Here is a 23,627-nt window from a genome sequence, read left to right on the forward strand (position 1 = left end):
CGGATAGCGACACCCAGCTACCCGGACAAGCCCCGTACGCCCCCGACATGATGGCCGTCCTCGATGTCGACCTCGGCCACACGGACCCGCAGGTGGTGATCCCGTACGGCGGGAGCATCCGGGTTGACGGGCCCGCTCGCCGTATCGTCGTGACCTACTGAGGCCCCGTCTGCCGGTGGGCTTCTTCCACGTCGGCGAAGTATGCCGAAGGGGTCGTGCCCAGCGCGCGGCGGAACATCGCTGTGAACGCACTGGGTGTCGCGTAGCCGAGACCGATGGCGACGGCGGTGACCGGGGTGTTCCTGGCGAGCAGTGTCACCGCTTGGACGAGCCTGGCCTGCTGGACCCAGCGGGCCAGGCTCAGACCGGTCGCCGCGGTGAACCTCCGATGCAGACTCCGCGGGTTCATGTGCGTGTACACCGCGGCCAGAGACGTCGTCCACGGCCGGCCCGGCGCCTGCCGGATCGCCTCGCACGGGCGTCGCCGCCACAGCGGCCGGGCTGATCGTCGCTGTCCTGCCGACGCGCCGCATATTTGGTCCGACCACATGTCGTGTGTGACATAGTGAGATGAAGAGGCTGAGGCAGGGGGTGAACGATGCCTGTCGAGTGGCAACCCGTACGGCAGTCCCGTACGCATGAACTCGTGCTCCAGAGCATCGAGGAGCGGGTATTCGCCGGAGAACTCAAGGCCGGGGACCGGCTGCCGCCCGAGCGGGAGCTCGCGCCGGTCCTCGGGGTCAGCAGATCCGCGCTGCGTGAGGCGCTGCGGGTGCTGGAGACGATCGGAGTCCTCGTCGCCCAGCCCGGCCGTGGCCCGGACGCCGGGGCGCGGATCGTACGCAACCCCGACGGCGCCCTCGGCCGGCTGCTGCGACTGCACTTCGCCCTCGGCAGCTACAGCCTGGAGGACGTCCTGGAGGCGCGCGTCGTGCTGGAGCGGTCCAGTTTCGAGGCGGCGGCCACACATGCCTCCGCGGAGGACCTCGACGAAGCGGAGCGACTGCTCGTACGGATGGCGGAACCGGACGTCGGCGTAGCCGAGTTCAACGATCTGGACACCCGGTTCCACGTCCAGATCGCCCGCAGCTCCGGCAATGAACTGACCTCCACGCTCACCTCCGCCGTGCGCGAGTCCGTGCGCCCGCTGATCCTGCGCGCACTGGAGGAGGCCGAGGACTGGCCGGCCACGGCTGCCGGCCTCAACGCCGAGCACACCGAACTCCTGCGGTTGGTGCGCGCGGGCAAGGGAGCAAAGGCGGCCGGTCTGGTCGAGCGGCACATTCGCAGCCTGCACGGCACGCTGGTGGACGAGAAGTCGTAGCCGCAACACGACAGCAACCAGGGGACGGTGCGAACGCGCATCGTCCCCTCGGCATGTCCTGCCCCTCTTCACGTTCCGGACCGAGGCTAGTATGGTCCGACCATATAAAGGCCAGAGAAACGATCGGAGAGGCCCCATGCGTATCGGACTCTTCGCCACCTGTCTGGGAGACACGCTCTTTCCCGAGGCGGTGAAATCCACCGCGGTCCTGCTCGCCCGCCTGGGGCATGAGGTGGTGTTCCCGCCGGAGCAGACCTGCTGCGGCCAGATGCACGTCAACACCGGCTACCAGCGCGAGCCCGTCCCGCTCGTGCGGAACTTCGCCGAGCAGTTCGGCGACGCGTCGATCGACGCCGTCGTCATGCCCTCGGGATCCTGCGCCGGATCGGTCCGACACCAGCACGAGATCATCGCCGAGCGGTACGGGGACGCGGCGCTGCGCGCGGGCGTCGCCACGGTCAAGTCCAAGACGTACGAGCTGTCGGAGTTCCTCGTCGACGTCCTGGGCGTCACCGGTGTCGGCGCCTACTTCCCGCACCGCGTCACGTACCACCCCACCTGTCACTCCTTGCGTATGTTGCGTGTAGGCGAGAAGCCCCTGAAGCTGCTGCGGGCCGTCGACTCCATCGACCTCGTCGAGCTTCCCGAGGCCGACTCCTGCTGCGGTTTCGGCGGCACCTTCGCCGTGAAGAACGCCGAGACGTCGACCGCGATGCTCCAGGACAAGATGCGCAACATCGCCACCACCGGGGCGGCCGTGTGCACCGCGGGCGACTCGTCCTGTCTGATGCACATCGGCGGCGGACTCTCCCGCGTCGCATCGGGCACCCGGACCCTGCACCTCGCGCAGATCCTCTCCTCCACCCGCACCTCGCCGTACGTCCTGACGGAGGCCGTCCGATGAGCAGCACCTTCCTCGGCATGCCCGCCACCCCGCCCCGCTCCCCGTACGGGACGGGCAATCTGCGCGGCGACCGGAAGTTCTCCGCCGCCGCCCACGACGAGCTGCGCAACGAACAGCTGCGCCGCAACCTCGGCAAGGCCACCCGTACGATCCGCGCCAAACGCCTCAACGTGACCGGTGAACTGCCCGATTGGGAGCAGCTGCGCGACGCCGGCTCGGCCATCAAGACCGACACCATGAACCGGCTCCCCGAACTCCTGGAGCAGCTGGAGCGGAAGGTCACCGAGCGAGGCGGCACCGTCCACTGGGCGCGCGACGGCGTCGAGGCCAACGAGATCGTCGCCCGGCTCGTCCGCGCGACCGGATCGAAGGAGGTCATCAAGGTCAAGTCGATGGCCACCCAGGAGATCGGCCTCAACGAGCACCTCGAATCGATCGGCATCACCCCGTACGAGACGGACCTCGCCGAGCTCATCGTGCAGCTCGCCCACGACAAGCCGTCGCACATCCTGGTGCCCGCGATCCACCGCAACCGCGACGAGATCCGGCAGATCTTCCTCAAGGAGATCCCCGGTGTGGACCCGCGGCTCGACAACGTCCCCGCCCATCTCGCCGCCGCGGCCCGCGCCTATCTGCGTGAGAAGTTCATGACGACGAAGGTGGCGGTCTCGGGCGCCAACTTCGGGATCGCCGAGACCGGCACCCTGTCCGTCGTCGAGTCCGAGGGCAACGGCCGGATGTGCCTGACCCTGCCCGACACCCTGATCACCGTCATGGGCATCGAGAAGGTGCTGCCGCGCTATCAGGACCTCGAAGTCTTCCTGCAGTTGCTGCCGCGCTCGTCGACCGGGGAGCGGATGAACCCGTACACCTCGATGTGGACGGGTGTGACGCCGGGAGACGGACCGCAGGACTTCCATCTGGTGCTCCTCGACAACGGACGCACCGCCGCGCTCGCCGACCGGATCGGGCGCGAGGCGCTCAACTGCATCCGTTGCTCCGCCTGTCTGAACGTCTGCCCGGTGTACGAACGGGCCGGCGGGCATGCGTACGGATCGACCTACCCCGGCCCGATCGGGGCGGTCCTCACCCCGCAGCTCGCCGGGATGCACGCGGCCAAGGATGACCCCAACAGCTCTCTGCCGTACGCCTCCAGCCTCTGCGGCGCCTGCTTCGACGCCTGCCCGGTCAAGATCGACATCCCATCGCTGCTGGTCGAGCTGCGCCACCAGCACACCGAACAGTCCGGTACGACGGCGGAGAAGCTGGCCATGAAGGCGGCGGCCGGCGTGATGAGGAGACCGACACTGTTCACGGCCGCGCAGAAGGCTGCGGGGCTGGGCCGGGTCCTCGCCGGGCGGGACGGGAAGATCTCGCATCTGCCGCCTCCGTTCAACGGGTGGAGCGACAGCCGTGACACCGTGGCGCCGCCGAAGCAGTCCTTCCGCGCCTGGCTGGCGTCGGACGAGGGCGCCGCGACCATGCGGGCCGCCGCCGAGGACGGCAGGAACCAGCAGCAGGAGGAAAAGTGACGACCGCTCGCGAGACGGTGCTCGGCCGGATCCGGGATGCCCTGGCTCTCGCACCCACCCCCGACACGGCTGTCCCGCGCGACTACCGGACCGGCCGCACACTCCCCGACGACGAGCGCCTCGCGCTCTTCACCGACCGGCTCGTCGACTACAAGGCACAGGTGCACGCCTGTACCGGCGACCGCACCGCCGAAGTGATCGCGCAGGTCCTGCGGGAGCGTGGTGCCCGGAAGATCGGGGTGCCCGCCGGGCTCGACGAGCGGTGGCTCGACGCGTACGACGGGGAGGTTCAGCAGGACTGTGCCGATATTCCGGCGCCCCGGCTCGACGCGCTGGACGGTGTCGTCACCGGGTCGGCCGTCGGCTGCGCCGAGACCGGCACGATCTTCCTCGACGGCTCGCCCGACCAGGGGCGACGGGCGCTGTCGCTCGTCCCCGACCTGCACGTGTGCGTGGTGGATCTGTCGGCGGTCGAGGTGGGGGTGCCGGAGGCGGTGGCCCGGCTGGTGCCGGAGCGGCCGACGACCCTGATCAGCGGGCCTTCGGCCACCTCGGACATCGAGTTGGAGCGGGTCGAGGGGGTGCACGGTCCCCGGTCGCTGGTGGTGGTGATCCGCCTCGACGCGTAGGGCGGGGTCGTCCGCCGGACGGCCATGAGGCCGTCCGGCGGACAGCTGGTCAGCGGTGCTCGACCTTCAGCGGTTCGAAGGCGATACGGGTCGTCGCCCCGTCCTCCGCCCAGCCGATCTCGACCGTGTCGCCGTCCACATTCACCCCGCTGACCGCCGCCGCGAGCGCCGTCGCGTCCGGCTCCGCGGTCAGGGACGCGAGGGACACCAGCAGGACCGTCCCCTCCGCGTCCGCGCCGAGCCGCGGCACCACCGCCCAGCGGGTGTACGCCGTGCCTTGCGGGGCCCGTACCTCGTCCGAAGTCTCCCAGCCGTGCAGTCCGTGCAGCGCGGACCGTACGCCGTCGTCCGGGCCGGTCGCCCAGCCCGTCTGCTCCACCCGCGCCCCGGCCGGCGCGCCCAGCACCCGGTGCACCCGCAGCTCGTACCTCCCGCGGACCACCGTGACGCTCTCGACCCGCAGCCCCGGCACCATCGGCGCACCCGACGTGAAGACGGGGCGGTGCCAGGACGCGGCCCAGCCCCAGCCGTCCCCCTGTCCGGCGCCCAGCGGGCGGATGCTGCGGCGGCCGCTTCGCACCCCCGCGACGACGACGGCCAGATGGTTGTCCGCCGCGTTCGCCTTCGACGTGGGGCCGGTCACCGTGGAGTACGACTGGCGGCTGTACAGCGGATCGTCCTGCACACCCGACTCGCCCTCGTGCGGCCGGACATGGTCACTGCCGTGGTTGTGCAGCCGTACGATGCCGTCCGCCCGGGTGGACTGGATCAGCAGACCGGGTGCGGGCAGCGCCAGTACCCGGTCGGGGCCCTCGCTGGGCGCGGGTTCCTCGGTCGCGGTCCACAGCGAATGGCCCTCCGGGGCCAGCAGCGAGACGAACGCCTTGGACGCCCAGTACGGGGACGCGGGGCCCGAGTAGTGCTGCAGCGTCGCCTCGTGCGGGCCGTGCCAGCCCAGGCTCAGCAGCCCGTCCGTGCCCGTCGCACCGCGGTCCAGGAAGTAGCGCAGCGAACCGCTGATCACCCGCCGCGAGGCACCGGGGGAGAGCGGGGTGTGGCCGGTGACGGCGCCCAGCGCGACCGCCGAACCGGCCGCGAAGCGGTAGGTCAGCGAGCGGCCGAAGTGGATCGGCGCGCCGTCGCCGCCGAACAGCAGCGAGAAGCTGTCCAGGTGTTCGCGCAGCCGGGAGCCGTAGTGCGCGGACAGCTCGGGGTCGCCCGACAGATGCGCGTCCAGTACCGGGTACAGGTGCAGCGCCCAGCCGTTGTAGTGGTCGAAGGCGGCGCCGTCGCCGTCCGCGTACCAGCCCTGTCCCCGGTACCAGCCCTCCAGCAGGTCGAGCGCCCGCTCCTTCGCCCGGGTCGTCTCCGCGTCGCCGCGGCCGACCGACTCCAGGAACGCGGCCACGGAGTAGGGGAACAGATACCAGTTGTTGGGTGCGGGGGTGTGCCGCAGCGCACCGCGCAGCCACTCCGCGGCCCGGTCCTGGACGTCGGGATCGAGCCGGTCCCACAGCCAGGGGCGGGTCAGCCGCAGCCCGATGGCGACCGAGGCGGACTCGACCATGGGCTGGCCCTGCACATGGTGGTCGAGGATCAGTGGCCAGGACTCCGGATCGTCCCGGCCGGGCGTCCGGGTACCGGCGGCGAGTCCGTCCGCGTACCGGTCGAGCCAGCCGTGCGGATCCTTCCCGTCCGCGCCGGCGACCCGGAACGCCGCCGCGAGGAACGTACGGGCATAGCCCTCCAGACCGTCCGAGCGCACCCCGGATCCGGACGGCCGGCCCGGCAGGTCCAGCAGCGCGCGGCCGGGTGTCGACCACTGCCACGCGGCCCGCAGCAGGCCGTCCGCCGCCGCCTCCCAGTGCGCCCGGGTGTAGCCGGTGTACGGGCTCAGGTCGCGGTCGTCGGAGGGAAGTTCAAGCGGAGAGGTCATGCGAGGAATGCCAGCCTTTCGCGTCGTACGGGGTGGGCGAAACCGTCGCCCGCGGCCCAGCGGCCGATCTCGCGGACCGCCAGGTCGACCAGCCGCTGCCACTCGTTTCCCTGCGAGCCCGCGAGATGCGGAGTGATCAGGGCGTTGTCGCACTCCCACAGGGGGTGTGCGGACGGCAGCGTGTCGGGGTCGGTGACGTCGAGGATTGCGCGGATCCGGTCCTGGCGGAGTACGTCGGTGAGCGCGTCCTGGTCGACGACGGCGCCCCGCGAGGTGTTGATGAGCACACCGTCCGGGCGCATCGAGGTGAGGAGTTCACGACTGACGAGCCCGCTGGTGGCGGGCAGCAGCGGGGTGTGGACGCTCACCACGTCGCTCTGCGCGAACAGCTCGGCTAGTTCGACCGGCCGGACACCCAGCTCGGCGGCGTCCGCCGCGGAGACATAGGGATCGTGCAGCAGCACTCGCAGGTCGTACGGACGCAGCAGCTCGATGACGCGCCGGCCGATCAACGAGGCGGACAGGATGCCCACGGTGCGGCCGTAGTTGCCGACCTCGGGCGAGGTGCGCAGCCAGTCGTCACGGCGGCGCCCGTCCCGGTAGTCGCGGGCCCGCTCCAGGGCCCGCTTGCCGGAGAGCAGGATCATCGCGACGGTGTACTCCGCGACCGGCAGCGCGTTGGCGGCGGCGGCGGAGGAGACTTCGATGCCCCGGTCCCAGCAGGCCTCGGTGATGTGCCCGCGGACGGAGCCCGCCGTGTGCACGACGGCGCGCAGCCGGGGAGCCGCCGCCAGCACGGTCTCGTCGAGCGGCGGGCAGCCCCAGCCGGTGACCAGGAGTTCGGCGTCCGCGAGCGTGGCGCGGGCACGGTCGGTGGTGAAGTCGTCGAGGACGGGCAGCGGGGCGAGAGCGCACACCTCGGAGAGTGCGGCCAGGGATCGGGGGGTGAGGACGGCGGCCGCGGCATCCGGCTTCATGGCGACGGCGGCGCGCGGCCGACGGGCTGCGGTGAGGGTGGTGCTGGGCATCTTGCTCCTGGTACGGGAGTGGTCCGGGTGGCCCGGTTACTTGACGGCGCCCGCGGTGAGCCCCGACTTCCAGAACCGCTGGAGCAGTGCGAAGGCGAGGATCAGCGGGAGGACGGCGAGCAGCGAGCCCATGATCACGACGGGGTAGTACTCGGGGGACACGGTGGCGGAACTGTTCCAGGTGTAGAGCCCCAGACTGACCGGATACAGGTCCTGGTCGGAGAGCATCACCATCGGCAGGAAGAAGTTGTTCCAGATGGCGGTGAGCTGGAAGAGGAAGACAGTGACCAGACCGGGCCCCAGCATCCGCAGCGCGACCCGGAAGTAGGTGGTCAGCTCGGCGGCGCCGTCCACACGCGCCGCTTCGAGCACCTCGTTCGGCACGTATCCCTGACTGAATATCCGGCCGAGATACACACCGAACGGATTGAAGAGCACCGGGATGAAGACCGACCAGAAGGTGTTGACCAGCCCGGTGCCGGACGCCATCAGGGGGCATGGTGCCCTGCTGGGCGGCGCCCACCGCGTCGATCAACGAACCCTGGCCGCCGCTCGCCCGTGCGAAGCCGTCCTGCATCACCTTTCCGGTGGCGGTCATCCGCGGTCCCCAGAGCCAGCCGTGCCGGATCTTGTGCGCCTCCTCCTCGAAGACCGTGTAGATGTCCTGGCCGCTGTAGTAGCTGCGGTCGAAGGCCTTGCGGCCGACGGCGACGAGACCGGGGGCGGCCGGATACTGGCTGCTGCTGCCACTGGAGAGCCGGGCGCGCAGAGCGTCCGGGTGCGACACCTGCCACTCGATGAACTCCAGGGCGGCCTCCGGGTGCCGGCTGTCCTTGGTGACCGCGAAGGTGGAGCCGCCGTGGGTGCCCACGGCCGGATTCGCCGGATCCCACTGGGGGAGCGGGGCCACGGCCCACTGGCCCTTCTGGGCGGGCCGGGCGTTCATCTGCGCCCCGGCGTCCCAGGCGCCGCTGAGCCGGACGAGGATCTGGCCGTTGCTGATCTGGGCGTCGCTCTGCCGGCTGTCCACGGCGTTCAAGAAGACCAGGTCCTGGTCGATCAGCCGTTGCCAGTACGACGCGGCGGGTCGGCTCGTCGGCGAGCGACACGTTCCAGGCGCCGTCCGAGGTGTCGAACCACTGGGCGCCGGCCTGCCAGGCGAGCGCCGCGAACTGCATGGCACCGTCGGTGGCGAAGGTCGCCAGGCGCCGGTCCGGGGCCCGGCGGCGGACGGTCCGGGCCACTTCCTCGAACTCGTCCCAGGTGCGTGGTACTTCGAGACCGAACTGCTGGAACAGGTCGGTGCGGTAGTGCATCAGCATCGGCTCGACGTCCAGCGGCACACTGAAGACGCGCTTCTCGAAAGTGGTCAGTCCCAGCGCCTGCGGCAGCAGCTTGGCGCGCAGTCCGTCGCCGATCAGATCGGTGAGCTCGCGTGCCACGCCGTCGATGGCGAAGCCGGGGACCTGGGGGTATTCGATGGTCGCGACATCCGGGGCGTTGCCGGCCCGGGACGCGTTGCTCAGCTTGGCGTAACCGCCCTGACCTCCCGTGGGGATCTGCTGGAAGTCGACCTGGACGCGGTCGTGGGTGCGGTTGAACGCGTCCACGACCTCCTGGCTGCCGCGCAGGGCCGACCAGAAGGTGATGTGCGTGGCGTGCTTCGCGCCCTTGCTGCTGATGGTGCTGGTCTTGCTCGTGCTGCCCGACTTTGATGCACCGTCACTGCTGCTGCAGGCGCTGAGCGCGCCCGTCAGCGGCAGGGCGGCGATCGAGGCGAGCACGGATCGACGGCTCTGCCGACCAGGCATGGGTGCCTCCCGCGGCTCCTGATTCGAGACACGGGAATCCTGATCGGCTGATCGGTACGGGTCAATAGATCGCTCAGAAGAAAATGAAAGCGGTCAAACGATCAGCCTTCAGGGGTGGGAAGCGGCCGCGCCGAACCGCGGATCTTCAAAGTGGGCAGCAACTCCGTCCTGCGCACCGGACCGGTGGCACCGACGGTCCCGGCCAGCCGGTACAGCAGCAACTCGGCCGCCGCCCGCCCGATCTCCGCCTTCGGTGGCGCCACCGCGGTCAGCGGCGTACTGCCCAGGGCGGCGACCACATCGTCGTACGCCACCACCGAGCAGTCCCGCGGCACCTGGACACCGCCCTCCGCCAGCCGCTGCACCAGCATCAGCGCGTCCACATCGCCGTGCAGCACGGCCGCCGTGGCGCCCTGTTCGCGCAGCAGCGCAGCAAGGTCGACCGTCGTGCCGTCGCCGCCGGGATCCGGAGCGGGCGCGGCTTCGGCCGGTGCGCCGGGCGTCTGCGGACCGGGGCCGGACACCGCCGCAGGCGAACTGAGCACTATCGACCAGTCCTCAACCTCCGGACGGGCCGCCGCGATCTCGGCGAACGCCGTCCGGATGGTGCGCGCCGTCGGACTGTCGTCGCGGGCGGCCAGGACGATACGACGGTGGCCCAGCGACACCAGATGGTCCACGGCCAGATGCGTCCCGTACCAGTGGTCGGAACAGACGGAGTCCAGAGCGTGCAGCGCACTGCCCGGCCGGGGCCGCCGCTCCATCAGCACGGTCGGCACCCCCACCTCCGCCAGCCAGCCGTAGTCCAGCTCCTCCGAGCGCGCGTTGCGCCACCGGGGGGCGATCAGCAGCCCGCGGGCCCCGTCCGCCAGCGCCCGCTCCACCAGCGGCCGTTCGGCGCCCGCCGACTGCGGCGCGATGTGCAGGGCGATCCGCATCCCGGACTCCTCCAGCACGGTCCGGGCGCCGTGCAGCGTCTCGTACAGATACGAATGCCGCTCCGGTACCACGAGGGCCACCGCAGCGCTGTCCCCGGCCGGCTCCTCGGTCCGCGCCGCCGGGGCCGTGGCGGGTTCCGGCACGTCGACCATCGGACGGGCCACCCCGTGCCCGCGCCGCAGCCTCCCCACCCGGGTCAGCTCCTCCACGTCCCGCCGGATCGTGACCACCGAGACATCCAGCTCGGCGGCGAGCACGCTGACCTTGACGGCGCCCCGCGACTGCACCACCGACAGGATTCGCTGACGCCTGAGTTCAACCGGCTCCCGCATGCTGTTGGCTCCCTCGCCGTACCGGTGGCGCACTGTTCGTTTGAACGCTTCGCGTGCGCGCTTGGGTGGCAGCATAGCGATCACCGTTCCTAACCAGAGTGCATGAGTGAGTCGTGGACTCACTGGTGCGTGCTGGGCGCATCCCGAACGGTTTTGGATGCGCTGGTCCCCCGCTTTCGCTTCCCGCTCGGCGGCGGCCTTCCGGCGGCCGGTCCGTTGTGGGTGGACGGGTTCCCTCACGCTCCCGGGTGCCTGGTCCGGCCTGGGCGGTCCGATGCCCCGCACGATCGCTCCGGTCGTGTGGGGGCGGTGCCGTCCGCTGCACGTCACGATGCCGCGGGCATCGCGATCGCGGCCGGGGTCCTGCAGGCCGCGTATCGGGACGGTGCCGATCGGGGCGCCTGGCGGCGACGTGGCGCTGCTCGCCGCCGCCTGCCTGTGGTTACCGACCCGGCGGACGCCCGGAACACCTCAGGGGCCGCTGAGGAACGGCCCCTGAGGTGGATCCGCCGAAGATCCTACGGCTGTCCCAGCGACAGCCGGTCGAGGTCGGGCGCGGACTCCTCGTCGTTGTAGATCCTGATCGTGTTGGCGCCCGCGGCGAGCGTCACCGGAACGGTGGTCGTCGTCGGGGTGCTGTTCCCGACGCCGCTCACCGCCGCTTCGACCGGCGCTCCGCCGTTGACGCTCACCAGGAACGAACGGTCCCCGTTCACCGTGTAGTCGATGAACAGCGTGTACGTGCCGGCCCGGTCCACGGTGACATCCGGGAACCGGACATCGGCAGCCGCGCTGCCCCCGATGTTGCGCACCTTCTCGCCGCCGGAGCAGGGCGAGCAGCCGGTCAGACCCGCGGTGCCGAGCGTGTTCCGCGAGTCCTCGGCCTCGCGCATGAACACCCGTTCCGCCGGGCGCGGCCGGACGCCGACGCTCTGCGTCACCTCGTGCGGTGTGCCGAGCGTCAGGAAGGCCGCGGTGACGGGCACCGTCGTCGAAGCGACATCCGCGCCGGGCGGCGAGGTCAGCGTCCAGCTCGCCTCCAGGGTCTCGCCCAGCCGCATCGACGACGCCGTTGCCGGACCGCCCTCGACCGACCAGCCCGCGGGAACCTTCGGGGCGAGCCGGACACCGTCGAGCATGTCGTCGGCGTCGAGCCGCAGCTTCGCCGTCACCTTGATCGACTGCTGCCCGGCGCCGACCCACTGCAGCCCGTGCGGATCGACCGTCAGCGTCGTCTTGGGCACGTACGACGTCGGCGGCAGCGGTCCGACGGCGATCCGGTCGAGGCCCGGCCCCCGGGCCGCCCTGCTGAACACCTCGACGGTATTGGTTCCCGCTACCAGCGGCACGGAGACAGCTGTGGACCCCGGCACGTCCGGGTTGCCCGCGGGCACCGCCACATCGATGGCCGCGGCGCCATTGACCCGCACCGACAGCGAGGTCGCGGATCCCGCGGTGTGGTCGAACTGGAGCCGATAGTTCCCGGCTTCGGTGGCCGTCACGCCGCGGAACGTCACGGAGTTACGTGCTCCGCCGCCGAACCCGACGAGCCGGGACGAACCCGAGCAGGCCCCGCACGCGGACGCCCGTACACCGCCGTCCCGGTCGTTGCTCCGCGACTCCGCCTCCAGCGGCATCTGCGCCGAGCCCGACACCGGCGCCCCGTGGGCCACCTTGATCTCGTCGATCCTGAGCCGGCCGAAGAAGTCCGGTGCCTGCGGACCGGCCCAGGTGTTCCGTACGTCGAGCTTCAGATAGCGGGCCGTCCGTTCACCGATGTCGATGAACTGCACCCCACGGGCGCTCGGCAGGGCCCCGGTACGAACCGCCCTCCAGTGCCTGCCGTCGTCGCTCGTCGAGACCGAGTAGTCCTTGATCCGCGCGGAGTCCTCCGGCCTGCCGAACGTCGACCGGGCGTGCGTCGGTGACCATTCGCGCTGGTTGACCGCGAGCGAGGTCGCCTTGCGGCGGCTGCCGAGGTCGATCGTCACGGACGCGGGGAGCTTCCCGTCGCTGTCCCAGTAGTTCTCGTGACTTCCGTCGACGACATCGGCGGCGGGGTGCCCGGTTGCCGCGGACGAGGCCGTGGCCCGCAGGGAGTTCTGCGGGTAGTAGGAGTGCTGCCGGCCGTCCGTCTCGACCTTGAACACCGTGTCGTAAGGATCCCAGCCGACGATCCCGAGGATCGTCAGATAGCCCCCGGACTGGCTGAACGCCATCGCCTTCCCGGTGCGCGCATCGGTCACCCCCGTCGCCCGGTACCCGTTGTCCCGCAGGCGCACCAGATCCGTTCGGGGCCGGGTCACCACATGCACGTACTGCGTCCGCGCCCCGGGCCCGACGGTGATGACACCGTGTGCGCCGTCGTTCCAGAATCCGGGCTGCATCCCGCCGTACATGTAGCCGCCGCCCTCGGTGCCCTGCAGCGAGGACCGGATCGGCGCGGTCCACTCGGCCATGAAGTCGTTGTACTCCTGCTGGCTCGGCGGGAACCTGCCGTTCACCATGGCCGTCTCCGCCATCAGCGACTTCATGGACGAGCCCGCGTTGGTGATGTACCGGCCCGTGCTCAGCCGGAAGTCCACCGGGTGGTCCTTGCCGTCGTACCACCAGTCGCCGCTGGTCGGCAGCTTGTAGTCACCCTCGGAGATGCGGGGCATCGGTGTGAACGCGGCCGATGGATAGTCGTACGCCGGGGTCATGCCGGTCTTCTGCTCATTGCTGACCGTGTCCATGATCGGCGTGTCCTCATTGTTGTTGGTCAACAACCAGGACGGCCGCTTCGCCCGGATCTGCTCGTAGAGGTGATGGTTCTCCCAGTACTCGTTGTCGTTGTCGATCCAAAACCCCGCCAGATCCGGGTAGTTCTCCATCACTTCGAAGAACTGGTCGTAGCTGAACCGGCCGAATCCCTCGCGCGTCGTCAGGTCGACCTTTTCGCCCTTGTGCGCGGAGTACGCGTCCGAGTCGAGCGTCTGCACCCCCGGCACCTCGTTGTGCCACTGCGGATCGTCGGTCATGTACAGCATGACCTTGATGCCCTTGGCCTTGCCCGCGTTCACGAGCTCGCCGAGGAAGTCGCGCTCCGTGGAACAACTGCCGGGGATCTTCGAGGGCCACGGCCGTGCATAGCCCAGCCTGCTGTGGAAGGTGGCGAGGACGATGTACGAGGCGCCGAGCTTGCGGGCCTCGTCGACCCAGTAGTCGGCGGTCCAGCCGCCCGCGTCGACGTCGTGCTCCCACGCCTTGCAGTCGACATGACGGGGCGCGGTGAACATGCCCCAGTGGAGGAACAGCCCCGCCGTGGACTCGCGCATCCACTGCTGGCGCGGATGCTGGACCTCGGCGGTGGCGGCGGGTGCGCCGAGGAGCGCCGCTGCCATGGCGAGGGCCAGGGACAGGCAGAACAGGGTCCATCTGCGCCCCGCCGGTGAAGTGCGCGGTCTGCCCGCTGATCGAAGTGCTGGAGATGTGCGGCTGTGCGGTACGAATGCCATGGCCGTCGCCCTCTCGCCGGGGCCGATGTGGGTGGAGCCACCGTGGCTGCCCACTGAGACATCCGATGCTTGCAACGCCACTATCCGGGGTCAAGACTCCTGACGTGCAACTACCCAGTAGATATGGCCGATTGGACCGGTGATGGAGGGAGTCGTGTGACAACACATCGGATCAGTCGGTGCAAGGCTGGGCGTTGAGCGAGGGACTCGATCGCGGCCCGAAAATGGGTGCGACTACCATCTGTTCCTGGCATGGACACCCTCACACTCTGGCAACTGGCGGCGCTGGCCGCGGCATCCGCACTCGTAGGCTTCTCCAAGACGGCCGTCAGCGGTGCCAATACGATCAGTCTCGCGGTCTTCGCGGCCGTACTCCCGGCCCGCGAGTCGACCGGGGTACTGCTCCCGATCCTCATCGCAGGCGATGTGCTCGCCGTCCTCACCTACCGCAGACACGCGCACTGGCCGACGCTGCTGCGGCTGTTCCCCGCTGTCGCCGTGGGCGTGGTGGCCGGCACGCTCTTCATGATGTGGGCCGACGACGACGCGGTGAGGACGTCGATCGGCGCGATTCTGCTCTTCATGGCAGGCGTCACCGTCTGGCGGCGCCGTTCCGGCGCCGAGGGCAAGGAACCTCCGGAGGAGTCCGGCCGCCCGTCCCGGACGGGCCGGCTCAAGGCCCGTTCGTACGGAGTGCTCGGCGGTTTCACCACCATGGTCGCCAACGCGGGCGGCCCCGTGATGTCGCTCTATCTGCTCTCGGCCGGTTTCCGGAAGCTCGGCTTCCTTGGTACGTCGGCGTGGTTCTTCCTGATCGTCAACACCTCCAAGGTGCCGTTCAGCGTGGGTCTCGGCCTCATCGATGCCCAGTCGCTGCTGCTGGACGCCGCGATGTTGCTGTTCGTCGTTCCCGGCGCCTATATCGGCCGCAAGTGCGTGGACCGGATCAACCAGAAGCTCTTCGAACGACTGGTGATCGGCGCGACCGTGCTCGGCGGCCTCCAGCTGCTCGTGGGCTGAGCACACCCGGCGGCACGGCAAGGCCCTCCCGGACCCGAGGGTTCAGGAGGGCCTGAAGAGGGCCCGAAGAGGCCGCGACAGCCGTCGCGTCAGACGATGTCCGCCGCGATCTCCGCCTGCTCACGGGCGTTCCCGTACGCGGACGGCGTGCCGTACGAACGGCGCGCGACGAACCACCACTCGGTACGCGAGCGGTCGTCATCGGCAACGAACCCGTCAGCCACGCCGCGGCGGACACGCTGAGGGTGGCCGGCCTCGACGTGGTCGCCCTGGTCACCGACCAGCCGCCGTCCCCGCTGCCCGCCGCCCCGGGACGCGCACGGCACCGCACACCGCTCCTCACCCACGCCACCGTGACCGGACTCACCGGCCGGGAGCGGCTCACCGGGGTCTCGCTGCGCCACCGCGACGGCCGGACCACGACCCTGCCCTGCGACACCGTCGTCTTCACCGGCGACTGGATCCCCGACCACGAGCTGGCCCGGCGTGGCGGGGCGACCCTGGACGCCGGTACCCGTGGTCTCGCGTACGACGACTCGTACCGCACCCGGGCGACCGGTGTCTTCGCCGTCGGCAACCTGCTGCACGCGGTGGAGAGCGCGGGGACCGCGGCCGCCGAGGGCCGGGCCGTGGCCGCTCCCGTACTGCGTCACCTGGCAGCGGATCCCTGGCCGACCGGCCGCCCGGCGCTCGCCGTCGGCGCCCCGCTGGAGTGGATCGCGCCGAACCTCGTCGCCCTGGACGGCAGCCGCCCGCTGCACGACCGCTTCACCCTGCGCACCGGCCGGCGGCTGCTCCGCCCGTTCCTCGTCGTCGGCCAGGACGGACACCTGCTCCACCGGGAGCGGCTGCTGCTGCCCGCCGTGCCGAACCGGTCGTTCCGGCTGCGGGGTGACTGGCTCGACCGGGTGGACCCGCACGGCGGAACCGTGTGGATCACGGTGCACTGAGCCCTCGGCGCGGCGTCAGGGGATCAGCAGCCAGTCCGAACCGATCGCTGCCACCAGGCCGACAGCCAGCAGCCAACTGCCCAGCCGGGTCCGGCCGTTGCGGCTGAGCTCGATCACGACCCCGCACAGGATCAGCGCCAGCCCGTACACCCCGACCACCAGAACGGACGACCGGCTCGCGATCCGCAGCCCGAGCACGACCGCCATCGCCACCATGCCGACCGACGAGAGGGCGATCCGCAACCGTCTCGCCTGACGTGGTGTCAGTCTGTGACCCTCGGCCTCGCCCTCCGCCTCAACCTCCGCCTCGGCCTCGCCCTCCGCCTCAGCCTCAACCTCCGTCTCGGCCTCAACCTCGGCCGCTGTATCGACGTCGGGGGCGGGTATCGGGGTGTCCACGGACTGGTCCTGGTCAGAAGTGCTCATGACGCGGGATGGTAATAGCTTCGCGGCGCCGTGTTCGCCCGTCCGGGCGAGGGGAGCCCGAAAACGATCGCAGCCGGCCGGCTCGCCGCCCCACACCGGTCTAGCGGCGCTCCGGCCGCAGACACGGCGCCTCCTCGGCCGCATCCACCGACTGTGCGTCCGCCGCCTCCACCCGTCCGGCCAGCTCCTGCGCCCAGTCGATCAGTCCATGGACCCCGATCCCGTAGGGCACCGCGTCCCCGAACTCCCCGGGTTCCGCGAACCCGTCGGACCGCGCGCACTCCGCGAGCGCCGCCGCACCCCGTCGCAACAGCCGCGCCCCGCCCGTCGTATTGCCGCGGGCCGTATGCGTCAGCCCCACCGCCAGTTGTGCCAGCCCGCGCCACAACTCCCGTTCCTCCTCGGGACCCGACTTCCACGCATCCTCGAACACCTCGTGCGCATGGAACGGCATCCCCGCGTCCAGCAGCCGCTGCGCCTCCCGCAGCGTCTCGTCGGGGGAGCGGATCACCCCCTCCGGCTGCCGCTCCACCCCCGGCGTCCCGTACGGCAGCGGGCGTCCCAGCCCGTCCCGGGGGCGCGCGTTGCGCGCCCGGCCCTCGGCGTCGCGGTCCCTGTGAGTCTCGTCCACCCTTCGATTGTGCCCCGCACCTGCGACGAACTGTCCGAACCACTGTCGGTGGGCACCCGCGCACGACTAGTGTCGGGAGCCATCCGTACCACTATGGGGAGGGTAGGCATGAAGCCGTCCCGGCCGCTGTACGAGCGTGATCCGGAACTCGCTGCCGCCGCACAAGCCGTGGATGCCCTGTGCGGCGCCCAGGCCGTCGGCGGACTGTTGATCTTCAGTGGCGAGGCAGGCATCGGCAAGACCGCACTGCTCGCGGAGATCGAGATCCTGGCGGCGGACCGGTGCACCGTCTGGTCCGCGCGCGGCGGCGAGACGGTCACGTCCGTACCGTTCCATGTCGTACGCCAACTGCTGCAGCCCGCCCTCGACCAGTTCCCGCCCGACGAAGTGAAGAGTCTGTTCGGGGCCTGGTACGAGATCGCCGCACCCGCCCTCGGGCTCGCCGACCCCACCGGCCCGCAGCCCGATCCGCAGGGTGTACGGGACGGGATCGAGTGGGTCGTCGCGCGGCTCGCCTCACGGCTGAGCCACCGTCCACTGGTGCTGATCATCGACGACGCACACTGGGCGGACGGCGAATCCCTCGCCTGGCTGGCCTCGTTCACCGCGTGCCTCGGCGAACTGCCCGTCCTGGTCGTCCAGGCGCACCGTCCGGACGAGCTGGCGGCGCGGAAGGCGGAGGGCGGCAACGGCAGCGGACACCCGGCGCAGGTGCGGGTCGCGCTGCGCGCCCTCACCCCCGACGCCACCGCCGAACTGGTCAGGGCGGCGCTGGGCGACCACGCCGACGATCCGTTCTGCCGCGAGGTGTGGGCCGTCACCGGCGGCAACCCGTACGAGGCGGTCGAACTCGTCGCCAAGGTGCAGGACCGCGAACTGCCGCCACTGGAGGAGTCGGCCGGACTGCTGCGCGAACTCGGCGCCTCGGCCCGCGGCAGCGGACTCGTCGCCCGGCTCGAACGGCTCGGCACCAACGCCAACCGGTTCGCCTGGGCCGCCGCCGTCCTCGGCACCGACATCTCCCAGGACCTCGCCGCCACCCTCGCCGGGATGAGCCCCGCCGAGGCCGCCGACTGCACCGCACGGCTGCGCGACGCCCGTATCGTCAGCGGCTTCGACCCGCTCGAATTCGTCCACCCGCTGATCGCCACCGCCGTCTACCGCTCCATCCCGCCGGCCACCCGCACCGCCATGCACGGCAGGGCCGCCTGGGCGATCGCCAGGGCCGGACTGGGTGCCGCCGCGGCCTCCCGCCACCTCCTCGAAGTGCACCCGGACGATGACCAGGAACTGGTCGAGCAACTCCGTGAAGCAGCCGGCCAGCACCTCGCCGTCGGCGCACCCGAGGCCGCGCGCCGCTGCCTGGAGCGGGCCCTGCGGGAACCGCCGCGCCACCAGATGCGCGCCACGCTGCTGTACGAACTGGGCTGCGCCACGCTGCTCAGCTCCCCACCCACCACTGTCCAGCATCTGCGCGCCGCCCTCGATCTGCCCGGACTCGACGACGACGTACGGGTCGACGCCACCTTCCGGCTCGCCGCGGCCCTCTCCCACAACAACCAGCTGAAGGAAGCCGCACTCGCCCTCGCCGCCGAGGCCGGACGCACCGCCCCCGGCCCGGGTCAGATGCGGCTCCAGGCCGCGCACTTCATGTGGGAGGGCATGCAGGCCGCCGAGGACGACGGTTCCGGCCGCTCCAGTCGGCTCGCCCGCAACGCCGACCACCTCACCGGCAAGGACAACGCCGAGCGCGCCCTGCTCACCATCCGCGCGTTCGACGCCATGCTGCGCGGCGAGAACTCGCAACTCGTCGTCGACCTCTGCGAACGCGCCCTGGTCGACGGGCGCCCCGCCCGCGGTCTGGGCTGGACCGACACCGAATGGGGCTTCGAGTTCCCCACCCTGGTCGGCATCACCTATGCCTTCACCGACCAGCTCGACCGGGCCGAGGAACTCTTCAGCGAGGCAGTGCGCGCCTTCGAGATCTCCGGCTGGAGCGGCGCCCACCTCGCATTCGCGCACACCCTCCTCGGCCTGGTCCACCGTCGTCGCGGCCGACTGGCCGAGGCCGAGGGCTTCCTGCGCGAAGGGCTGCGGCTCGCCGACCGTGTCGGCAGTGGTCTGCCCGTCCACTGGGATGCCGCCTGCCTGCTCATCGACACACTGCTGGCCCGCGGCCGCATCTCCGAGGCCCGCACGATAGCTGACAGGTACCACTTCGGGCTGCCCTACCCCAGCGCCATGGTGCTGCCCGACGCGCCGTGCGTCCGAGGCCGTCTCCTGCTCGCCGAAGGCCGTACGAAGGAGGCCGTCGCCGAACTGGAAGCGGCCGGCCAGGCACTCGAGCCGCGCGGCAGGTTCAACGGCATCTGGGCCCCCTGGGCCGGCGATCTCGCCCGTGCCCTGGCCGAAGACGACCCGGCCCGCGCCGCCCAACTCGCGACCTCGGCCCGGGTGCACGCGGAGAGGTTCGGCACGGAGACCGCGATCGGTGAGGCGCTGCGCTGCGTCTCGCTGTTCGCCCGCCCCGAGGACGCCCAGCACCTGCTGGCCGACGCGGTCCGGCACCTGGAGGCCTCCCCGTCCGCGTACGAACATGCCCTGGCCCGCTTCGACTACGGCATCGCGATCCGCTCCCCGAGGGAGCTCGCCCGGGCGGAGAAACTGGCCACTGCGTGCGGCGCCGAATCGCTCGCCACCCGCGCTCACCAGGCACGCGCGTCGATCCGGTCAACGGAGTGAGGTAATGTTTGTCCTGCGCGCCCGCCTGGGAACACCAGGGGGAGTCGCAGCGGGACGTGGCGCAGCTTGGTAGCGCACTTGACTGGGGGTCAAGGGGTCGCAGGTTCAAATCCTGTCGTCCCGACAGAGATGTCGGAATTTTCCGCAGGTGAGGGGCGCTCTTCGGAGCGCCCCTCACGCGTGAGCGGGGGCCATGCGGGGGCCCTCTTCGGATGCCGAAGCAGCGGTGTCATGCCGAGCGCTGTCCACGACGCCGCGTCACGCGCGGTCAGCGCCCGGGCAACGTCTCCTGCAGCCAGTCGAAGACGACCTCGCAGCGCTGCTGCGGGGCCATCGGGGAGCAGTGCAGCTGCGCGCCGGTCGCTGCGGTGAGCTTCACGTAGTCCTTGGGGGCGTCAGTTTGTCGAACATCTGGCGCGGCTGCCCCGGATAGAACTGCTCGTAGTCGGCGGCGCCGAGTGCGAGAAGCCCGTTGAAGTCGAACCCCGGATCCTTGAACAGGGTCATCACCCCGGGCGTGGCACCGTCCGCGGAGCCGGTGGCCGATCCCGTACGACTGGGTGTGGGCCCTTGCGCGGGAATTGCGCCCGAGGGCGTACAGCCGCCTGCCGGCAGTACCCCGGCCCCACCGACGAGCCCGGTGAGCGCGGTCCGCCGACTCAGGTCGGCTGTGTCCTTCGATACGTGCGTCATGCCGGCCGACCGTAGGTGCCCCGACCCCCGCACCTCGATGCACGACACCGGCCGTTCCCCCGAACAGCCCGTTTGCCACCACGGGCTGCAGTCCGGGGTGCGGAGCCGGTCGGCACGATGTGTCCGGCCGCTGCCGGGTCGCGCGTGGCCTCCATACCCGCCGCACAGGTCCATGGGCAAGGCCCGCTCGACCGGCGACCCGGCGGGACCGGGCTGGTTGACGCGTTCTAAGCGACCGCTTAGTATCCTGGAAGCCTGTACCCGCCCGATCACCGCCTTTGGAGTCCGCCGTGACCTCACTGTTCTCCGTCTCCGGCAAAACCGCCCTGGTCACCGGGGGGTCCCGCGGTATCGGCCTGATGATCGCCCGCGGCCTGGCCGCGGCCGGGGCCCGGGTCTACGTCAGTTCCCGCAACGCCGCGGCCTGCGAGGAGGCCGCGCGTGAGCTCTCCGAGCTCGGCGAGGCGATCGCACTGCCCGCGGACCTGTCGCGGGAGGAGGAGTGCCACCGGCTCGCCGCGGAGATCGCCGAACGCGAGGAGCGGCTGCACATCCTGGTCAACAATGCGGGCGCGACCTGGGGTGCCCCACTGGACGAGTTCCCGGTCAGCGGCTGGGACAAGGTGATGGACCTCAACCTGCGCAGCCCCTTCCTGCTGACCCAGGCACTGCTGCCGCTGCTGCGCAAGGCCGGCTCCCATGACGACCCTGCACGCGTGATCAACGTCGGCTCCATCGACGGCCTGCACGTCAACCCGCTGCCCACCTACTCCTACGCGGCGAGCAAGGCCGGACTGCACCACCTGACCCGGGTGCTGGCCAAGGAACTCGGCCCGCAGGGCATCACCGTCAACGCGATCGCCCCCGGCCCGTTCGAGTCCAGGATGATGGCCGCCACGCTGAAGGCACAGGGCGACGCCGTGGTCGAGTCCGCTCCGCTGCGCCGGATCGGACGCCCTGATGACATGGCCGGCGTGGCGATCTACCTCTCCAGCCGGGCCGGGGCATACGTCACCGGCGCAGTGATCCCCGTCGACGGCGGCATCGGCACCACGGTCTGATACTGCCGCTCAGACGCGTACGCGTACCCGTTTCCGCCGCCCTCCCCGATCGGACCCATGCCCATGGACTCCCTGCTGCTCTCCCGCCGCGACCTGGACTTCCTGCTCCACGACTGGCTGGACGTCACGACCCTGACCAGCCACCCCCGCTACGCCGACCACGACCGGGACACCTTCGACGCGGTGCTGGACCTCAGTGAGGCCATCGCGACCCGGCACTTCGCCCCGCACAACAAGAAGAACGACGCCGAGGAGCCGCGCTTCGACGGCGAGCGGGTGCATGTCATCCCGGAGGTCGAGCAGGCGCTGCGGGTCTTCGCCGAGGCCGGCCTGACCGGCGCCGCGATGGACTACGAGGTCGGGGGGCAGCAACTGCCCACCGTGGTCGCCAATGCCTGCATGTCCTGGTTCCAGGCCGCCAACGTGGGCACCGCCGCGTATCCGTTCCTCACGATCGGCAATGCCAACCTGCTCCTGGCGCACGGCAGCAAGGAGCAGGTCGACACCTATGTGCGGCCCATGGTCGAGGGCCGGTTCTTCGGCACCATGTGCCTCTCGGAGCCGCAGGCCGGCTCCTCGCTGGCCGACATCACCACCCGGGCGATGCCGCAGGACGACGGTACGTACCGGATCACCGGTACCAAGATGTGGATCTCCGGCGGTGACCACGAGCTCAGCGAGAACATCGTCCACCTGGTGCTGGCCAGGATCCCCGGTGGGCCGGCGGGTGTGAAGGGCATCTCGCTGTTCATCGTGCCCAAGCTCCTGGTCGAGCCGGACGGCAGCGCGGGCGAGCGCAACGACGTGGTGCCGGCCGGCCTCAACCACAAGATGGGCTACCGCGGCACCACCAACACCCTGCTCAACTTCGGCGAGGGCCGGTACACCCCGGGCGGCGCCCCGGGCGCGGTGGGCTTTCTCGTGGGCGAGGCCCACCACGGGCTCGCGTACATGTTCCACATGATGAACGAGGCCCGCATCGGGGTCGGGCTCGGAGCCACGGCGCTCGGCTACACCGGCTATCTGCACGCTCTCGACTACGCCCGCACCCGCCCCCAGGGCCGCCCGCTGACGGGCAAGGACGCGAACGCCCCGCAGGTGCCCATCATCGAGCACGCCGACGTACGCAGGATGCTGCTGGCACAGAAGAGCTATGTGGAGGGCGCCCTCGCCCTCAGCCTCTACTGCAGCCGCCTGCTCGACGAGGAACGCACCGCCGAGCAGGAGCCCGGGCGCGCCCGTGCCCGGCTGCTGCTGGACGTCCTGACGCCCATCGCCAAGAGCTGGCCGTCGCAGTGGTGCCTGGCCGCCAACGACCTCGCCATCCAGGTACACGGCGGCTACGGCTACACCCGCGAGTACAACGTCGAGCAGTTCTACCGGGACAACCGCCTCAACGCCATCCACGAGGGCACGCACGGCATCCAGGGACTGGACCTGCTCGGCCGCAAGGTCGTCACGAAGGGCGGAGCAGGGCTGAGTCTGCTGCTGCAGACCATCTCGGCAACCGCCGCCCGCGCCACGGCGGGCGGCGGCGAGGCGGCCGAGCTGGCCACCCAGTTGGAGCAGGCCACGGCCCGAGTCGAGCACACCACGGCCAGGCTCTGGTCGACCGGAGACCCCGCGACCGCCCTGGCCAACGCCTCCGTCTACCTGGAAGCCGTCGGCCACGTGGTGCTGGCCTGGATCTGGTTGGAGCAGTTCCTCGCGCTCAAGGACGACACGGACGACTTCCACGAGGGCAAGCGACAGGCGGCCCGGTACTTCTTCCGCGTGGAACTACCGCGTACGGGACCGCAGTTCGACCTGCTCGACAGCCTGGACCGCACCGCGGCGGACAGCCGACCCGAGTGGTTCTGATCCAACGATTTCGCGGTACCTGCCCTCTGCCGACGCGCTGTTGACAGGTCGCACGCGACTCCTGGAGACCCGCACCTGTCCGGCTGGGGGCGCACGTGTGTGCGGTGCGCCGCCGGCTGAAAAAACGCTTGGACTCCGCGGGCGTCATCGCGGGACACTGTGATGCCTGGCCCGCCCGTACTCGCACGGTGGCGTCGCCGCGATCTGCGCGGGGGGCTTTGTCGTCGTGCCCCGCCTGTCGGAGGACGACCCGAGCGCGGGCACTCACTCGAACCGAAGCTCCGCACGGCCATGGAGACAGCGGCATGCCCC

18 protein-coding genes, 1 tRNA gene and 3 pseudogenes are annotated in these 23,627 nt (G+C 70.7%); 11 read left to right on the forward strand and 11 right to left on the reverse strand.

Going from position 1 to position 23,627, the window contains the following annotated elements:
- Positions 1 to 35: 35 nt before the first annotated feature.
- Positions 36 to 161: pseudogene (locus ACWCP8_RS05280) on the forward strand (LD-carboxypeptidase); the annotation flags it as partial.
- Here ACWCP8_RS05280 and ACWCP8_RS05285 read toward each other — a convergent pair.
- Positions 155 to 640, reverse strand: coding sequence for a helix-turn-helix transcriptional regulator (locus ACWCP8_RS05285; RefSeq protein ID WP_451114264.1), 486 nt, complete (start codon positions 638 to 640; stop codon positions 155 to 157). The pseudogene ACWCP8_RS05280 and the gene ACWCP8_RS05285 overlap by 7 nt on opposite strands.
- On the opposite strand from ACWCP8_RS05285, the gene ACWCP8_RS05290 reads away from it, so the two are divergent.
- The 4 genes from ACWCP8_RS05290 to ACWCP8_RS05305 all read left to right on the forward strand — a co-directional run bounded on the left by ACWCP8_RS05290 (position 599) and on the right by ACWCP8_RS05305 (position 4,389).
- Positions 599 to 1,324 (forward strand): FadR/GntR family transcriptional regulator, encoded by a 726-nt coding sequence (locus ACWCP8_RS05290; RefSeq protein ID WP_451114266.1) that lies wholly within the window; start codon positions 599 to 601, stop codon positions 1,322 to 1,324. The genes ACWCP8_RS05285 and ACWCP8_RS05290 overlap by 42 nt on opposite strands.
- A 136-nt stretch (positions 1,325 to 1,460) precedes the next feature.
- Entirely contained in the window at positions 1,461 to 2,228 is a 768-nt protein-coding gene (locus ACWCP8_RS05295) for a (Fe-S)-binding protein (RefSeq protein ID WP_451114268.1), read from the forward strand.
- On the forward strand, positions 2,225 to 3,760 hold the full coding sequence (locus ACWCP8_RS05300; RefSeq protein WP_352269634.1) for a LutB/LldF family L-lactate oxidation iron-sulfur protein: 1,536 nt from the start codon (positions 2,225 to 2,227) through the stop codon (positions 3,758 to 3,760). The genes ACWCP8_RS05295 and ACWCP8_RS05300 overlap by 4 nt, the downstream gene beginning before the upstream one ends.
- Positions 3,757 to 4,389 (forward strand): LutC/YkgG family protein, encoded by a 633-nt coding sequence (locus ACWCP8_RS05305; RefSeq protein ID WP_352269633.1) that lies wholly within the window; start codon positions 3,757 to 3,759, stop codon positions 4,387 to 4,389. Before ACWCP8_RS05300 ends, ACWCP8_RS05305 begins: the two co-directional genes overlap by 4 nt.
- A 49-nt stretch (positions 4,390 to 4,438) precedes the next feature.
- Here the strand turns inward: ACWCP8_RS05305 and ACWCP8_RS05310 are convergent, their stop codons facing one another.
- The 6 genes and pseudogenes from ACWCP8_RS05310 to ACWCP8_RS05335 form a co-directional block, all read right to left on the reverse strand.
- Positions 4,439 to 6,325: a DUF2264 domain-containing protein gene (locus tag ACWCP8_RS05310; RefSeq protein ID WP_451114271.1), complete on the reverse strand. Its 1,887-nt coding sequence runs from the start codon at positions 6,323 to 6,325 to the stop codon at positions 4,439 to 4,441.
- The gene (locus ACWCP8_RS05315) at positions 6,322 to 7,353 is read right to left on the reverse strand and encodes a hydroxyacid dehydrogenase (RefSeq protein ID WP_451114273.1); all 1,032 of its coding nucleotides are present in this window, start codon (positions 7,351 to 7,353) and stop codon (positions 6,322 to 6,324) included. Before ACWCP8_RS05315 ends, ACWCP8_RS05310 begins: the two co-directional genes overlap by 4 nt.
- 36 nt (positions 7,354 to 7,389) lie before the next feature.
- A pseudogene (locus ACWCP8_RS05320) lies at positions 7,390 to 7,854 on the reverse strand (carbohydrate ABC transporter permease); the annotation flags it as partial.
- Positions 7,847 to 9,164 (reverse strand): annotated as a pseudogene (locus ACWCP8_RS05325) (ABC transporter substrate-binding protein); the annotation flags it as partial. The pseudogenes ACWCP8_RS05325 and ACWCP8_RS05320, both read right to left, overlap by 8 nt.
- Before the next feature lie 101 nt (positions 9,165 to 9,265).
- Positions 9,266 to 10,435 (reverse strand): substrate-binding domain-containing protein, encoded by a 1,170-nt coding sequence (locus ACWCP8_RS05330; RefSeq protein ID WP_451114275.1) that lies wholly within the window; start codon positions 10,433 to 10,435, stop codon positions 9,266 to 9,268.
- 518 nt (positions 10,436 to 10,953) lie between these two features.
- A complete protein-coding gene (locus tag ACWCP8_RS05335; protein WP_451114277.1) occupies positions 10,954 to 13,818 on the reverse strand; it encodes an alpha-L-fucosidase in 2,865 nt (954 codons plus the stop codon).
- A gap of 366 nt (positions 13,819 to 14,184) precedes the next feature.
- Here ACWCP8_RS05335 and ACWCP8_RS05340 point away from each other — a divergent pair, with 366 nt between their 5' ends.
- Positions 14,185 to 14,952: a sulfite exporter TauE/SafE family protein gene (locus tag ACWCP8_RS05340; RefSeq protein ID WP_326606903.1), complete on the forward strand. Its 768-nt coding sequence runs from the start codon at positions 14,185 to 14,187 to the stop codon at positions 14,950 to 14,952.
- 89 nt (positions 14,953 to 15,041) lie between these two features.
- On the opposite strand, the gene ACWCP8_RS05345 is transcribed toward ACWCP8_RS05340, so the two are convergent.
- The gene (locus tag ACWCP8_RS05345; protein WP_355996785.1) at positions 15,042 to 15,176 is read right to left on the reverse strand and encodes a hypothetical protein; all 135 of its coding nucleotides are present in this window, start codon (positions 15,174 to 15,176) and stop codon (positions 15,042 to 15,044) included.
- 21 nt (positions 15,177 to 15,197) lie between these two features.
- Between ACWCP8_RS05345 and ACWCP8_RS05350 the strand changes: the two genes are divergently transcribed.
- Complete coding sequence (locus tag ACWCP8_RS05350) at positions 15,198 to 15,902, forward strand: FAD-dependent oxidoreductase (RefSeq protein ID WP_451114279.1); 705 nt, start codon at positions 15,198 to 15,200, stop codon at positions 15,900 to 15,902.
- A 15-nt stretch (positions 15,903 to 15,917) separates the two neighbouring features.
- On the opposite strand, the gene ACWCP8_RS05355 is transcribed toward ACWCP8_RS05350, so the two are convergent.
- The gene (locus ACWCP8_RS05355; protein ID WP_451114281.1) at positions 15,918 to 16,328 is read right to left on the reverse strand and encodes a hypothetical protein; all 411 of its coding nucleotides are present in this window, start codon (positions 16,326 to 16,328) and stop codon (positions 15,918 to 15,920) included.
- Between the two features lie 100 nt (positions 16,329 to 16,428).
- Complete coding sequence (locus ACWCP8_RS05360) at positions 16,429 to 16,959, reverse strand: DUF309 domain-containing protein (protein ID WP_352269624.1); 531 nt, start codon at positions 16,957 to 16,959, stop codon at positions 16,429 to 16,431.
- A 108-nt stretch (positions 16,960 to 17,067) separates the two neighbouring features.
- Between ACWCP8_RS05360 and ACWCP8_RS05365 the strand changes: the two genes are divergently transcribed.
- A complete protein-coding gene (locus ACWCP8_RS05365) occupies positions 17,068 to 19,701 on the forward strand; it encodes an ATP-binding protein (protein ID WP_352269622.1) in 2,634 nt (877 codons plus the stop codon).
- Between the two features lie 50 nt (positions 19,702 to 19,751).
- Positions 19,752 to 19,825 (forward strand) — tRNA-Pro (locus ACWCP8_RS05370).
- Between the two features lie 251 nt (positions 19,826 to 20,076).
- On the opposite strand, the gene ACWCP8_RS05375 is transcribed toward ACWCP8_RS05370, so the two are convergent.
- Positions 20,077 to 20,394, reverse strand: coding sequence for a hypothetical protein (locus ACWCP8_RS05375; RefSeq protein ID WP_451114284.1), 318 nt, complete (start codon positions 20,392 to 20,394; stop codon positions 20,077 to 20,079).
- 290 nt (positions 20,395 to 20,684) lie between these two features.
- Here ACWCP8_RS05375 and ACWCP8_RS05380 point away from each other — a divergent pair, with 290 nt between their 5' ends.
- Both ACWCP8_RS05380 and ACWCP8_RS05385 read left to right on the forward strand, forming a co-directional pair.
- Positions 20,685 to 21,455 carry an SDR family oxidoreductase gene (locus ACWCP8_RS05380; protein ID WP_352269620.1) on the forward strand — a complete coding sequence of 257 codons (771 nt, stop codon included), beginning with the start codon at positions 20,685 to 20,687 and terminating at the stop codon, positions 21,453 to 21,455.
- Between the two features lie 63 nt (positions 21,456 to 21,518).
- Entirely contained in the window at positions 21,519 to 23,315 is a 1,797-nt protein-coding gene (locus tag ACWCP8_RS05385) for an acyl-CoA dehydrogenase (protein WP_451114881.1), read from the forward strand.
- Positions 23,316 to 23,627 lie beyond the last annotated feature (312 nt).

It is taken from the genome of Streptomyces sp. NPDC002206 (assembly GCF_053593595.1).